Origin of the sequence: Frondihabitans peucedani, assembly GCF_039537585.1 — a bacterium.
Classification (GTDB): Bacteria; Actinomycetota; Actinomycetes; order Actinomycetales; family Microbacteriaceae; genus Frondihabitans; species Frondihabitans peucedani.
In genome coordinates, this window is sequence record NZ_BAABAU010000004.1 from 41025 (window position 1) to 55203 (window position 14179).

A 14179-nucleotide genomic window follows, 5' to 3' on the forward strand; every position below is an offset into this window, starting at 1 on the left:
CGCGCGCGACGGCCGTCGCGCGCTCAGCCGGCGGCGGCTGCGGCCCCGGCGAACGGCCCGTCGGGCGCGAGGCCGGGAGCATCGCAGTGCTGGCCCTGCGTCAGGAGCTCGCTCGTCACGGCGGTGACCACGAAGTACGCCTCACACCCGCCGAGCGGCTGCACGGGCGGCGCGTCACTCCCTACCAGGGCGTAGTCGCGCTGCGTCACCGGGAGGCGGAACACCCAGGCCGCGGTCTTCCCGCCCTCCGGAGCCCGGACGCCCAGCGGCGTGGTGAAGCCGATCGCCGAGTCGGAGTAGCTCACGAGCTGGGCTGTCGGCTCCGCGGTGAGCATCTGGTGCTCGACGACGCTCTGGAACTCGGTCTCGATGGTCTCGTAGGCCGCCTCCGGCGACACGACGAGCCCCGGAGCCTTCGTGATCGGCCGGAGCGTCGTGGAGGCGTCGGCCCATCTGACCGGCGAGCCGCCGGCGACCACGAGGTACGGGCCCGCACCGGTGGACACGCCTACGGGCATCGACGCCGAGGGGACCGGGGTCGGCTGGGCGGCGGCGGGGGCGACGCTCGCCGCAGCGTCCGGCGGAGTGGCCGTGCAGGCCGTCGCGCACAGAGCAGTCGCCACGAGGGCGCAGCCGACCAGCAGCATCCTGCCCGCCCCGCGTCTGCGCATGGCTCACCGTAGCCCCGCGGAGCACGCGCGCGCCAGGACCTACTGGACCGCCGCGGTCAGCCGCATCACGTTGTCGAGCACCCGGGCGAGGAGCGGCCGGTCGAGCCACGCCTCGAGGGTGAGCTCGCGCGACTTCGAGCGGTAGTCGTCTTCGATGGCGCGGAGCCGGTCGACGAAGCGCCGCCCGCGGATCATCACCGACACCTCGAAGTCGAGGCTGAAGGACCGCATGTCCATGTTGGACGAGCCGACGACCGCGACGTCGGAGTCGATCGTGAAGTGCTTCGCGTGCAGCACGATCGGCTTCTCGTAGAGGAACACCCGGACGCCTGCCCGGAGCAGCGTCTCGTAGTACGACCGCTGCGCGTGGTACACCATGAACTGGTCGCCGACCTCGCACGCGAACAGCTGCACCTCGACGCCGCGCTGGGCCGCGGTCGTGATCGCGTAGAGCATCGAGTCGTCGGGCACGAAGTAGGGGCTGACGATGATCAGCCGCTCTTGCGCGCCGTAGACGAGCGCGTTGAACAGCCGGAGGTTGTTCTCGCCCTCGAACCCGGGCCCGGACGGCACGATCTGGCAGTCGAGCGTGTCGGGCTCGTCGACGGCGTGGATCGGGTCGGCCTCGCGCTGCAGGAGCTCGTCGGTCTCGGCGAACCAGTCGGTGATGAAGATCGCGTTGACACCCGCGACGACCGGGCCCTCGAGCCGGATCATGAGGTCTTTCCAGCGCAGGTGCCGTCGCCGGTTGCTCGCCTTGTTGTAGTCGGGATCGACGAGGTTCTGCGAGCCCATGAAGCCGACGATGCCGTCGACGACCACGACCTTTCGGTGGTTCCGGAGGTCGGGCCGGCGACGCAGGATCGTGCGCGCCCGCACCGGGAGCATCGCCCGGAACGGGATGCCGGTCTTCGTGAGCCAAGCGATGGTCGCCTTGCCCGCCGGGTTGCGGAGCGTCGTCCAGTCGTCGTAGAGCACTCGGACGATGACGCCCCGCCTGTGGGCGTCTTCGAGGGCCTGACAGAACTCGATGGTCGCCTTGTCTCTCGCGAAGAGGTAGAACTCGACGTGGACGTAGCGCTCGGCCTTCTTCACGGCGGCGGTCATCTCGCGCATGATCACGGGGAAGTCGTCCATCAGCTTCGCGTCGTTGCCTCCGACGAGGGGCATCGCGCCGAGCTTCCGGTTGAGGTCGACCACGGAGCCGAACCAGCGCGGCCAGCTCTCCTCCTTCGTGACGAGATCGAGACCCGACGTCGTGTCGAGGATGAAGTCGTTGATCTCGGTCTGCTTCTCGCGCCGGCCCTTCGGCAGGCGCGTCGACCCGAACAGGTTGAGCGCCGCCGTGCCGGGGATCGGGAGCGCGAAGATCACCAGCAGCCAGGCGAGCGCCGTCGTCGGACGCCGATTGCGCGGGATGGCGATGAGCCCGCCGAAGCGCAGGAAGAAGTTGACGACAGTCACGACGGCGGCCACGGCCTTCGTCACCGATTTCCAGTTCATGGTGCGAGGCTATCCGCCCGCGCGGCTCGCCGTGACCAGCGCGCCCTGGCCTGTGGAGAGAGGGCGCACAGCGGCTACGCGGAGGGAGCTGCGCCCGGCGCGAGCGATCGCAGCGCCGCCTCGACCTCGTCTCCGTCGTGCAGGGCCAGCGCACGGCCGGGGGCCTCCCCCACGGAGGCGGCGATCGTGACCCGCCCGACGTCGACCGCGTCGACGGCGCCGGCCGCGTGCCGCGTGCTCACCGGTCCGAGCTGCAGGGCGAAGACGCGCTGCAGAGGAGTCGCCTCCGCGACGGCGACGCGCTGCATCATCAGGATCGCGGCCTGCTCCATGCTGACGAGGCCGCTCCCGGGCACGGGCCAGACGGCCGAGTCGCCGACGACGACCGAGTAGGCGCCAGCGCCGGACAGCACGGGCAGAGCGGCGCGGAGGACCGCCATGTGCGCAGTCGCGAGCCCTGTGAAGGCCTCGGCCCAGTCGGCGGGGGTGATCGCGTCGAGACGGCCGCCCTGCCACCACCCGCCGACGGGTGCGACCACCGAATCGAGGGACCCCCGGAAGCCGACCGTCTGCTCGACCAGCCGGGCCGCCCCCTCGAAGGTCGTGTAGTCCTGGACGACCAGGTGGAGCCGGTCTGTCGCCGCGCCGCCGAGGACGTCTCGGAACTCGGCCGCCCGCTCCTCGGTGCGGGTCGGGACGACCACGTCGGCGCCCGCGGCCAGCCAGGCGCGGACGACCCCCTCGCCGACTCCGCCGGTCCCGCCCGGGACGAGGACCACGTGTCCGGTCGCTTCGATGGGTGCATTCATGGTGGTGCCTCTCGTTTGATCGTTGTCAGCAACAACGTTGCCGCCGACAACGATAAGCGCAATCGTTGTCGATGTCAACGATCGGCGTGCGAGCGGCTAGTGTTGCCGCGTGGTGGAAGACGACTCGGAACGCGCCCCCGCCCGCCTGCGATCGCTCCTCACGTGGCAGGCCGGCAGGCTCAACCTCCTGGGCACGCGTCTCACGGCGGCGCAGCTGCCGGCGAACGGGCGCTCGGACTACGCCGTGCTCGCAGCTCTCGAGGAGCGCGGACCGATCAGTCAGGCCGACCTGGGGCGGATCCTGGGCCTCGACCGGAACGCCGTGAACACGATCGCGACCCGACTCGACGACGCGGGCAGGATCACGCGCACCACCGACACGTCCGACCGGCGCCGCAACGTGGTCGCCCTCACCGCCGCCGGGCGGAAGGCCCTCGCCGAGCTCCAGTCGGCGACCGACCGCGTGCAGGCCGAGCTCGCAGCCCCGCTCACCGCGGACGAGGCGCGCCGCCTGAGCGCACTGCTCGCCAAGATCATCGACGCGAACCCCGGCCTCCCGAGCTGACGTCGACCCGAGCCCGGTGGTCGAACCCGCCCCGAACGGGTGCTCCTGAGCACTGCCGGGCCGCCGCTAGGCTTTCGACGATCGGGGGGGGACATGAAGTTCGAGCGCATCGCCGTCGGGGCCGCTGCTGTGGGAGCGGTCGCCATCGTCGCGATCCTGGCCTTCGGGCCGCGGACGACCGACGGTGCCGGGGCAGACACCGGCGCAGGATCAGCGGGCACGACCCCGATCCTGCAGCCCGTGACGCCCTCCGGGTACCCCTACTCCTCCCTCGCGATCCTGCGCACCCCGCGGCTCGCGGCCGACGTGCTGCCCGCGAAGGCCGACAAGTCGGACTCGGACACGTACCTTCCCGGCACCGTGCGGCACCTCGTGACCTCCGCCTCGTCGGATGGCTGGCTCGGCGTCGACGGCAGAGGCGAGGTCTGCGTGTTCACGACGGATCACGACGACGGTGCCATCGTGTCGAGCGGCTGCGGCGCGGTTCCGTCAGCGGCGCCGACGCCCGGGAGCCCCGTCTTCGCCTACGGGGCCGGCGACCACTTCGCATTCGAGATCGCCGCCGACGGCACGCGGCCGGCGGGCACCGTCGGAGCCGGCTTCCATCAGATCCTGCCGAACGTGTGGTTCAAAGGCCGGGGCGAGGCTGTCTCTCGCCCCCGTGTCTCTGGCGACCCCTCCGCATTCCCGCTCGGACAGCCCTACGCCTCGTTCGCCATCCTGCGGAGAGATCGGACGCCGGCGGATGCCCCGCCCGCCTTCCTCAGGCATCCGGCGTCGGACGTGTTCGACGGTCTCCGGCTCGATCAACTGCGCTACGCGGGTTCCTTCGGGAAGGCCCGGGCCTGGGTCACCGTCGACACCGCCGGTCGCGTCTGCCTCATCGCGGTAGACGAGGTGTCGGGGTCCTCCTGTGCGTCGAACGCGCAGCTGAGAGCCAACGGCGGCGCGGTCGCCTTCGGCGCTCAGGACGTCGTGTTCGAACTGCGCGTCGACGGCAGTCGGCCCGACTCCGGGCCCGGTCACCTCACGAAGACCGGCCCCAACGTCTGGGCCGGCAGGTCCGGCGACTGACGAGGGCCGCTGACGAGAGGGCCCGACGAGCTCGCGGGCGAGGTGACAGAGTGGCGACATGCTCACCCGCACTCAGCACCGACTCGCCGCGATCGCCTCCGCAGCTGTCCTGGCCGGCTCGCTCGCCGGATGCACCGGCTCGCAGTCGACGCCGGTGACCGCACCCAGCAGTCCGGCCTCCTCGACCGGGACAGCAGGGCAGTCGTTGGCTCCGGAGCCGGCACCCCAGAGCTCCGCTCCGCAGACGCCACCCGCGAGCTCGCCGTCAGACGGTGCGACGTCGGGCGCCGGATCCTGCGGGCCCTCGAGCGGGCGGGCCGCAGCAGCGAAGGGCATCGCGTCGCTCGCTCTGCCGAGCGGCCTCCCGGATGCCACCTGGGACGCCGCGAACGCCGACTACTCCACCTACCAGCCCTGCTCGGCGCTGTCGTGGGTGACTCTCGGCCTGACCGGCGCGACGGCGAGTTCGCCGTACGCGATCCTGCTGTTCCATGACGGCGAGTACCTCGGGACAGCGACGAAGGCGGCGTACTCGTTCCACCCCGACGTAGCCCGGACGGGCGGGTCGTCACTGGCCGTGACGTACCACTACGCGAAGCCGGGCGAGAGCGACGCCGACCGGAGCGGGACGACCCGCGCGACCCTGACGTGGAGCAGCGCGGCGCAGAAGGTGCAGTTCAGCGGGCAGACGCCGCCGGTCGGCTGATCGGCGCCGCACGTCGGCGCAGGGCACCCGCCGCGGCGCGGTGCCGACGCCGAGCTGACCCGCCGAGCCCGAGCCCGACGCCGAGCCCGAGCCGCATGGCAGCGACCTAGACCTCGCTCACCCGCCCGGCCTCCACCCGCCAGTGCCGGTCGGTCCGGACCGCCTCGAGCATGCGGCGATCGTGCGTCACGAGCAGGAGGGTGCCGTCGTACGACTCGAGGGCGGTCTCGAGCTGCTCGATCGCGGCGAGGTCGAGGTGGTTGGTCGGCTCGTCGAGCACCAGGACGTTGACACCCCGGGCCTGCAGCAGCGCCAACCCGGCGCGGGTCCGCTCCCCCGGCGACAGCTCGCCGACGGCCCGCTGCACGTGGTCGGCCTTGAGCCCGAACTTGGCGAGCAGGGTCCGCACCTCGGCCTGAGCGAGGTCGGGCACCAGGCCCTCGAAGACGGCGGCCAGCAGCTCGGGCCCGACGAAGAGGCCGCGGGCCTGGTCGATCTCGCCGACGGCCACGGACGTGCCGAGCGACGCCGTCCCGCTGGTGGGGTCCTGCTGGCCGAGCAGCGCGCGCAGCAGGGTGGACTTGCCGGCGCCGTTCGGGCCGGTGATCGAGATCCGCTCGCCTCCGTTGACCTGGAGCGAGACCGGCCCGAGGGTGAAGCCGCCCTGCGTGAAGGTGGCGTCGGCCAGGGTCGCGACGACGGCGGACGACCGCGGCGCCGAGCCGATGGAGAATTCGAGCTGCCACTCCTTGCGGGGTTCGTCGACCTCGTCGAGGCGGGCGATCCTGGACTCCATCTGGCGCACCTTCTGCGCCTGCTTCTCGCTCGACTCGGAGGCGGCCTTCCGGCGGATCTTGTCGTTGTCGGGTGACTTCTTCATCGCGTTGCGGACGCCCTGGCTCGACCACTCGCGCTGGGTGCGCGCCCGTCCGACGAGGTCGGCCTTGGTGGAGGCGAAGTCGTCGTAGGCGTCGCGCTTCTGCTGCCGGGCGATCTCGCGCTCCTCGAGGTAGGAGTCGTAGCCGCCGCCGAAGACCCGGTTGGACGACTGCGCGAGGTCGAGCTCGAGCACACGGGTGACCGAGCGTGCCAGGAACTCGCGGTCGTGGCTGACCAGGACGACGCCGCCGCGGAGACCCCGGACGAACTCCTCGAGGCGAGCGAGACCGTCGAGGTCGAGGTCGTTGGTGGGCTCGTCGAGCAGGACGACGTCGAAGCGGGACAGCAGGAGTGCGGCCAGCCCCACGCGGGCCGCCTGGCCTCCCGAGAGCGAGGTCATCAGGGAGTCGGCGCCGACCACGGCCGGCTGCTCGCCGGCCTCTCCGGTCTTTCCGGTCTCCTGCATCCCTGCCGTCGACGGCTGCGCATCGCGGAGCGTGAGCCCGAGGTCGGCCAGGACGACGGGGAGACGGTCGTCGAGGTCGGCGGCACCGGAGGCCAGCCACCGGTCGAGGGCCGTCGAGTAGGCGTCGGCGGCGTCGTCAGGTGCGTCGAGGTCGCCGAGCGCGGCCGCCGCCTGGTCCATGTCGAGCGTCGCCTGGGCGCACCCCGTCCGGCGCGCGATGTACGCCGAGACCGTCTCTCCGGCGAGGCGCTCGTGCTCCTGCGGCAGCCAGCCGACGAAGGCGTCGGCCGGAGCGAGCGACACAGTGCCGGCCAGCGGCTCGTCGATGCCTGCGAGCAGCCTGAGGAGCGTCGACTTGCCGGCGCCGTTCACTCCGACCACGCCGACGACGTCTCCGGGTGCGACCGTCAGGTCGAGGTCGTCGAAGAGGGTCCGGGCGGCGTAGCCACCGGCGAGGCCCTTGGCCACCAGCGTTGCGGTCATGCGTCCATCGTCTCAGGTTCGCGGTGGGCTCGACGCGCGGCGCCTCGGCCAGGGCTCCGCTAGGGCCGTCGGCGACTGCGTGGCTCGGCCCTGAGCCTCAACACGGCAGCGGCACCGATGCCCCAGAGCCCAAGCACGCCGACGAGGACGGCCCCGACGAGACGCGGCACGCTGACGTGGCCGTCGGCGAGCAGGATGACGGCCGCCGCACCGAGCAGGATGCTGACGAGGAGGTTCGGTGGCGTGGTCCAGCGCGTCATGGCCGCCTCACCAGCCGGTGCAGCCGAGCCCGAGCGAGACGATGCCGCCCGCGGTGCCCCAGCCGACCGGGCCACCGAAGAGGCTCATGAGGAACACTCCCCCACTGAAAAGACAACTGAGCTTGTCTCCGGGTCCGAGTGTGCCGCCGGTGTTGACGCTTGCGACCTGCTTGCCCCCAATCGACGAGGAGACCCAGCCCCGGCAGGCTCCCTTCTTCGGCGTCGTCGTACCGAGCGTCACTGTCTTCCCGTTCTCGAGGAGGCAGGTGTAGACGTACTGCCCGGCCGGCTCGCGGGGCGAAAGGTCCGTGAACGAGGATTCAGATCGTGTCAGCTCGTGACGGATCTCGGGCGTTCGGCGCGATGATTCTGCATTCGCCGGGCCGACGGCGATCACCTGCATCGCGGCGACGATCGTGAGTGTGACGACCAGTGCGGCGGGTCGTGAGTATTTCTTTGCCATTTCGAGCTCCTTTGCTCTGAGGCGAATCGCTTTCGCCTGGAACACATCATGTCACATGCGCATATGCCCAGGAGTCGCGGGCCCGGAGGAGCTGGTCATAAGCGAGCGAGGACTCCGGGGCGCGCGACGGCAACACGCAGTTCGGCGGAAGACACGCGGCACGACCGGTGTCTCGGGCCGAAATGCATGTCGCGAGACGGAGACACGCAGCACGACCGGTGTCTCGAGCCGAAATGCGTGTCGCGAGAGTGAGCACGCACCACCGACCGCCCGCCCGAGCTACCGCCGCACGTGCAACGGGATCCCCGCAGCGACATCGCGCGCATCCGCCTCGGGGTCGCGCCCCACGCCGAGGATCGGCTCGACGATGCTGTCGAGCACGCGCGCGACGAACGCCTCGTCGAGCGGGAGCTCGCGCTGCGCGGCGTGCTCCACTGCGAGCGCGTGCACCGCCCGCGTCACGAACGCGGCGTCGTAGCGGACCGGCTCGGCCTCGCCTCGAGTGACGGCGCGCTTCACGACGACCGTGAGGCCGCGGGTGCGCTCGGCGTGCGTGGCGGCGTCGTAGGCGCGCCAGATGTCGGGGTCGCGCGAGATCGCCGCGATGACGTGCCGGAACTCGGACGGCGGGTAGCCGATCGGGCTGACCCACGCCCGGACCAGCGCCTCCAGGTCGCCACGGAGCGAGCCGGTGTTCGGGATCGTCGTGTCGATGTCGAACGCGGCCACGGCGTCGCGCACCAGCGAGCGCTTGTCGTCCCAGCGCCGGAAGAGCGTCGCCTTGCTCGCGCCGGCCCGCTCGGCGACGCGGTTGATGGTGAGCGCCTCGATGCCGACCTCGGCGATCAGCTCCTGGGTGACCCGCAGCAGGCGCTCCTCCACGAAGGGGTCGCGGGGCCTGCCGACCCGGCGCGCTCCTGGGGAATCCACGGCTCCAGCGTAGCGTCGCGATCCTGCGTTCCGGCGGGCCGCGGGGCGGGCACCAGGGCGGGCGCCAGGCGGCCGGCGGGCGGCGGAGCAGGTGCCCAGCGGCCCGATCAGGCCAGCGGCATCTCCGACGACTCGGTGATCGCGGCGGTCTCCTCGGCCATCTCGAGGATTCCGTCCTTCGACACCGACGTGTTGATCGCCCAGAAGTAGATCACCAGGCTGAAGGCGGCCGTGACCAGGATGTCGATCCCGAACGGGAACAGGTTCGGCCCACTCGGGTTCCAGTCGCTCAGGTAGATGATGAGCCCCATGCCGACGAGGTAGGGGAACAGCCACTGCGCGCTCCTCCAGTTGAAGTGCACGGGCGTCGAGTTCAGCTTGAATGCGCGGTTCAGCACGATGACGATGTAGCCCAGGATGATGCAGAGGCCGAGCTTCCAGTCGGTCTCCCACCCGGTCCAGAGGATGATCAGGTTCGCCACGATGAAGGCCAGCGGCGACAGGATGAAGGCCGCGGGGAGCCGGTACGGGCGCTCGACGTCGGGGATCCGCTTGCGGAAGGCGCCGAGCGCGAGCGGTGCGCCGGCGTACATCAGCACGGACGCGCTCGTGATGAGACCGACGAGCGACTGCCAGCTCGGGAACGGCAGGAAGCAGATGCAGCCGAAGACCCAGGCGACGACGAGGCCGAACCACGGGACCCCGCGGCGGGTGGTCGCCTCGAAGACGCGGGGGAAGTAGCCGTTCTTGCTGAGGCCGAACGACACTCGACTGGTCGCCGTGAAGTAGATGAGGCCGGTGCCGCCGGGGCTGATGACGGCGTCGATGTAAAGGATCACAGCGAGCCAGCCGAGCCCGACGGCGGTCGCGACGAGCGCGAACGGACCGGTGGCGAACTGCGTCGCCGTCGCCGTCCAGGTGCCCATGATCCTGTCGGCGGGGATCGCCGCGATGAAGACGACCTGCAGGGCGAGGTAGATGACGAGGCCGATCAGGACCGACCCGATCACCGCGCGCGGGATGTCGCGCTTCGGGTTGACCGACTCGCCGGCGAGCTGGTCGGCCTGCTCGAAGCCGAGGAGCGCGAACACGATGCCCGCATTGGGGATCGCCGCGATGACGCCCCGGAGCCCCTCGGGCGCGAAGCCGTTCGAGGCGGTGAAGTTGCCCCCGTGGAAGTTGAAGATCGCGAGCACCAGGATCGCGAACACCGGCACGCCGATCTTCCACCAGGTGGCTGCGGAGTTCGTGTTGGCGAGGGCCCGGACGCTGAGGAAGTTGATGACGACGAAGACGAGCATGATCAGGATCGCGGCCACGATCCCGGGCGGGGTCAGGAGCCCTTTGGAGGTGATCCACCCCTTGGCGAACGGCACGTAGTCCGAGCCGTAGCCGATCATCGCGCTCACCTCGATCGGCGCGACCGTGACGGCCTGCAGCCAGGAGAACCAGCCGAACGACGCTCCGGCGACGCCGCCGAAGGCGAGGTGCGGGAACCGCGCGGTGCCGCCCGCGATCGGGTACATGCCGCCGAGCTCCGCGTGGACGAGGGCCAGGATCAGGATCGCCACGGCTCCGATGAGCCACGAGATGATCGCGGCGGGCCCGGCCTGGGCGAGGCCCTTCTCCGCTCCGTACAGCCAGCCGGAGCCGATGATCGATCCGGCGGAGGCCCACATGAGGCCGATGAAGCCGATCTGGCGCTTGAGCCCGGTGTCCGGGATCGTCTTCGTGAGGTCGCTGGCGGTCATGGCGGGGTCCTCCTCCGTGTCGCGCACGCGGATTCGTGCACGCAGCGCAATCTTGCACCGACGGAGAAACTACTCCATTTCAGGCCCCACGCGTCACCGCCGAAACAAGAATTTCACAAGGGGCCAGGCGGCGGGGCGCCGACCGCACCTCAGCTCGGCGCAGCCTGCCGCAGAGCGGTGAACGACGGGATGCGGTCGCGCTCGATGTGCATGTAGGCGACGGATTCGGCCACGCGCTCGTTGCCCGAGCGGATCGCCTCGGCGAGCGCGACGTGGTCGTCGAAGGCCTCGTCGACGTCGAGCTGCGAGGTGAGGTAGAACAGCCAGAGCACGCGGCCGGTCACCGAGCGCATGACCTTCTTCATCAGGTCGTTGCCCGAGAGGTCGACGATCGCCTCGTGGTACCAGGTACTCGCCTCGGCGACCCGGTAGGCGTCGCCGGAGTGGACGACATCCTGCGAGTAGTGCAGAGCTTTCGCGAGGGGCTCGAAGTCGGCCCCGCGCGAGACCTCGCGGGCGGCGAACCGCGCGGCGCCGACCTCGAGGTATGTGCGCAGGTCGAAGAGGTCGTTGACGGCCTTCTCGTCCCACACCGTGACGAGGGCGCCGCGGCGCGGGAAGGTCCGGACGAAGCCCTCCTGCTCGAGCTGCGGCACGGCCTCCCGGAGGGGCACGCGCGACATGTGCATCTCGGCGGCGATGCGGGCCTCGGCCAGGCGGGAGCCCTGGGGGTACTCCCCCTTGATGATGCCCTCGCGGATCGCGAAGTAGGCCTTCTGCGACAGCGACTCGGGTCGCTCGGAGGCGCCGGCTTCGTCGGGGTCGGTCATGTCCGCTCCTCACGGGACGGGCTCTGAGGCATTCGCACCCCGAGCCGGGACGGGCTCCGGGGGGCGGGTGCCCCCCGGAGCCGGATCGGTGCTACTTCGCGATTCCGAGCTTGGAGAAGTCGAGCTCGTTCGCACCGATGTTATGGGCCTCGGCCACACCGGTCAGCCACTTCTGCGACACGACCCAGTCCTTGTTGTACGACAGGTTCATGTAGCAGCCCGTCGCCGAGTAGGTCTGAGCGGCCTTGGCGTAGAGCGAGGTGTCACCGGTGGCGACGGCCTGGTTGAGGTCGGCGTCGGTCGAGGGGCTGTCGCAGAGGAAGTAGTTGATCCCTCCGCTCTTGTCCCAGAACACGTGGCCCCACATGTACGGGCTGCCGCCGTCGGGGCCGTTGTTGCCGTCGATGAAGGCGTCGGGGCCCTTGGTGGGGTCGTTCGCCCAGCCGAACACCTGCGACGTCGGGTAGCCCTGCGCGGTGGCGGTGATGCCGTCGTTCTGCAGGTTCGCCGTGACGATGTTGGCCATCGACTGCGCGTTGGTGTTGTCGGACGCGTAGCCGATCGTCATCTTCGTGCCCGTGGGCAGTGTCTTGGCGTAGGCGGCGAAGACCTTCGGGTCGTAGCCGATGTCCTGCTTGTCCGAGCCGTCGGAGATCATGCCCTTGGCGTAGAGGGTCGTGGCGACCGACGAGCGGGCCCCGAGCACCTCCTTGACGAGCTGCTTCTGATCGATCGACTGCATGAACGCCGTGCGCGCCTCCTTGGTGGAGAAGAACGACTTCGACGGGTTCACCGTGAGGAGCGCCGACTGGAGGGTCGGCAGGAACACGCTGTCGAACTTCTTGTTGCCGTCGTACTTCGTCAGGCTCGACGAGGGGAGCGCGGCGACGATGGCCGACACGTCGCCGTTGTCGAAGGCGAGCTGGAGCGCCGACACGTCAGTGTAGACGGGGAGGTCGACGGTCTTGAAGGGCGACTTCGTGCCCCAGTAGCCCGAGTACTGCGTGAGGCCGTACTTCGACCCGGTGTTCGCCGTCGTCAGCTCGTAGGGGCCGGTGCCGAGGTCGTGTGTCTGCAGGTACGTCTGCGCGTCGTCCGATCCTGCGTGCTTCTCGAGACCGGTCGGCGACTCCATCTTCGGGCCGAACGGCGAGGCGAGGTAGTCGAGGAACGCCGAGTTCGGCGCCTTGAGCGTCACGACGGCGGTGAGGTCGTCGGGGGTGGCGACGCTCTGGACGCCCGCGGTCATGTACGCCGCGCCGCCCTTGACCGCCGTGCGGCGGTCGAACGACGCCTTGACGGCCTCGGAGGTGAACTTCGTGCCGTCGTGGAAGGTCACGCCGCTCCGGAGCGTGAACGTGTAGACGGTGTTCGTCTTGTTGACCGTCCACGAGGTCGCGAGGCGGGGCGCGATCTTCACGGTGTCGACGTTGTTCGCGTACTGGACGAGGCCCTCGTAGGTGTTCAGGACGATGGCGAGGCCGTTGTTGGCGTAGTAGATGTCGGGGTCCGGCGGCTGGCCGATGTCTCCGAGGAGGCCGACGGTCAGCACGCCGTCGGTGGGGGCGGCGTTGGCCTTCGTCGAGCCGCCGCCGGCGGACGAGCAGGCGGCCAGGACGACCAGGGAGCTGACCGCCAGGGCGGCGACGACCCCCCTGGTGGCGGTCTTGCGCAGTGCGTTCTTCACTTCGACTCCTTGCGGGATGGACCGGATGCTGTGCGTTCCGGCGGGAGGAATGGTGCGGTGACGGGCAGGTGCGGGTGCGGGTGCGGGTGCAGCGGGGTGGTGCTGGTCGCGGTCACGGCGTGAGCCGGGGGTCCGCGACGGCCTGGAGGACATCGACGACGGCGTTCGCGACGATGTAGATGATCCCGAGCACGAGCGTCACGCCCGCGATCGCCGGGAAGTCGGAGGTGGGGATGCTGGCGGCGAGGTAGTTGCCGATCCCCGGCCAGCTGAAGACCTGCTCGACGACGACGACGCCGGCGAACATGAAGCCGAGCTGGAGGCCCGCCATCGACAGGCCCGGCCCGAGGGAGTTCCTCACGACGTGCTTCCCGAGGACCGCGAGCGGCGTGAGCCCCTTCGCGCGGGCGGTGCGGACGTGATCGGAGGCGAGGGTCGTGTCCAGGCTGGAGCGCAGGATCCTGCCGATCGAGATCGACGGGGCGATCGCCAGGATCACCGCCGGCAGCACCAGGTGCTGCACCGCGGCCGCCCACTCCGACACGTCTCCGCCGAGGAGGCTGTCGACCAGCAGGAACCCGGTCGGCGACGACTGGTCGGCCCCGCGTCCGGCCGCCGGGAGCACCTGCAGCTGCGCGTAGAAGAGGATGATCCCGCCGAGCGCGAGGAGGAACGGCGGCGCCGTGGCCAGCACGAGCAGCGGTCCGCGGAAGAACGCGCCGCCCGGCCAGCGGAGCGATCCCGACACCGCGTAGAGGCAGCCGAGCAGGATCGCGACGACGAACGCCACGAGGACGAGCTCGATGGTCGCCGGCAGGAAGTCGTGCAGGTCGCTCGCGACCGGCCGGTGCGTCCGCAGCGAGATGCCGAGGTCGCCGTGCAGCGCGCGGACGATGTAGTGGAGGTACTGCACGGGCAGCGGCTGGTCGAGGCCGAGCGTCTTCCGCTCGGCGGCGACCGCCGAGGGCGAGGCGTTGGCGCCGAGGTACGCCTTCACCGGGTCGCCAGGCGAGACGGCCTGGAGCACGAACACGACGGCGGTGAGCACGAGGACGAGGACGACGGCCGAGAGGGTCCGTCGGAGCAGGAAGCGGGTCATGTC

At 70.5% G+C, this 14179-nt stretch carries 14 protein-coding genes; 3 read left to right on the forward strand and 11 right to left on the reverse strand.

Translation table 11 applies throughout. The annotated features are described in order from the left end of the window. Positions 1-23: 23 nt before the first annotated feature. The 3 genes from ABD733_RS13580 to ABD733_RS13590 form a co-directional block, all read right to left on the reverse strand. On the reverse strand, positions 24-671 hold the full coding sequence (locus ABD733_RS13580) for a hypothetical protein (RefSeq protein WP_344797111.1): 648 nt from the start codon (positions 669-671) through the stop codon (positions 24-26). A gap of 39 nt (positions 672-710) precedes the next feature. Beyond that, positions 711-2174: a cardiolipin synthase gene (cls, locus tag ABD733_RS13585; RefSeq protein ID WP_344797113.1), complete on the reverse strand. Its 1464-nt coding sequence runs from the start codon at positions 2172-2174 to the stop codon at positions 711-713. A gap of 74 nt (positions 2175-2248) precedes the next feature. After that, positions 2249-2983, reverse strand: coding sequence for an SDR family oxidoreductase (locus ABD733_RS13590; RefSeq protein WP_344797115.1), 735 nt, complete (start codon positions 2981-2983; stop codon positions 2249-2251). 109 nt (positions 2984-3092) lie between these two features. Here ABD733_RS13590 and ABD733_RS13595 point away from each other — a divergent pair, with 109 nt between their 5' ends. The 3 genes from ABD733_RS13595 to ABD733_RS13605 all read left to right on the forward strand — a co-directional run bounded on the left by ABD733_RS13595 (position 3093) and on the right by ABD733_RS13605 (position 5328). Continuing rightward, entirely contained in the window at positions 3093-3548 is a 456-nt protein-coding gene (locus ABD733_RS13595; RefSeq protein WP_344797117.1) for a MarR family winged helix-turn-helix transcriptional regulator, read from the forward strand. 93 nt (positions 3549-3641) lie between these two features. After that, entirely contained in the window at positions 3642-4622 is a 981-nt protein-coding gene (locus tag ABD733_RS13600) for a hypothetical protein (RefSeq protein ID WP_344797119.1), read from the forward strand. 58 nt (positions 4623-4680) lie between these two features. Beyond that, positions 4681-5328: an LppP/LprE family lipoprotein gene (locus tag ABD733_RS13605; protein ID WP_344797121.1), complete on the forward strand. Its 648-nt coding sequence runs from the start codon at positions 4681-4683 to the stop codon at positions 5326-5328. 106 nt (positions 5329-5434) lie between these two features. On the opposite strand, the gene ABD733_RS13610 is transcribed toward ABD733_RS13605, so the two are convergent. From ABD733_RS13610 to ABD733_RS13645, 8 genes are all read right to left on the reverse strand, one after another. Beyond that, positions 5435-7156: an ABC-F family ATP-binding cassette domain-containing protein gene (locus tag ABD733_RS13610; RefSeq protein ID WP_344797123.1), complete on the reverse strand. Its 1722-nt coding sequence runs from the start codon at positions 7154-7156 to the stop codon at positions 5435-5437. Positions 7157-7215: 59 nt separating this feature from the next. Further along, positions 7216-7416, reverse strand: coding sequence for a hypothetical protein (locus ABD733_RS13615; RefSeq protein ID WP_344797125.1), 201 nt, complete (start codon positions 7414-7416; stop codon positions 7216-7218). A gap of 7 nt (positions 7417-7423) precedes the next feature. Further along, positions 7424-7879, reverse strand: coding sequence for a hypothetical protein (locus tag ABD733_RS13620; RefSeq protein ID WP_344797127.1), 456 nt, complete (start codon positions 7877-7879; stop codon positions 7424-7426). A gap of 279 nt (positions 7880-8158) precedes the next feature. Next, positions 8159-8809 (reverse strand): TetR/AcrR family transcriptional regulator C-terminal ligand-binding domain-containing protein, encoded by a 651-nt coding sequence (locus ABD733_RS13625; protein WP_344797129.1) that lies wholly within the window; start codon positions 8807-8809, stop codon positions 8159-8161. A gap of 107 nt (positions 8810-8916) precedes the next feature. Further along, complete coding sequence (locus ABD733_RS13630) at positions 8917-10560, reverse strand: APC family permease (RefSeq protein WP_344797131.1); 1644 nt, start codon at positions 10558-10560, stop codon at positions 8917-8919. A gap of 149 nt (positions 10561-10709) precedes the next feature. Beyond that, complete coding sequence (locus ABD733_RS13635; RefSeq protein ID WP_344797133.1) at positions 10710-11390, reverse strand: GntR family transcriptional regulator; 681 nt, start codon at positions 11388-11390, stop codon at positions 10710-10712. Positions 11391-11481: 91 nt separating this feature from the next. Then, positions 11482-13077 carry an ABC transporter substrate-binding protein gene (locus ABD733_RS13640; protein WP_344797135.1) on the reverse strand — a complete coding sequence of 532 codons (1596 nt, stop codon included), beginning with the start codon at positions 13075-13077 and terminating at the stop codon, positions 11482-11484. Positions 13078-13189: 112 nt separating this feature from the next. Next, complete coding sequence (locus ABD733_RS13645) at positions 13190-14176, reverse strand: ABC transporter permease (protein WP_344797138.1); 987 nt, start codon at positions 14174-14176, stop codon at positions 13190-13192. Positions 14177-14179 lie beyond the last annotated feature (3 nt).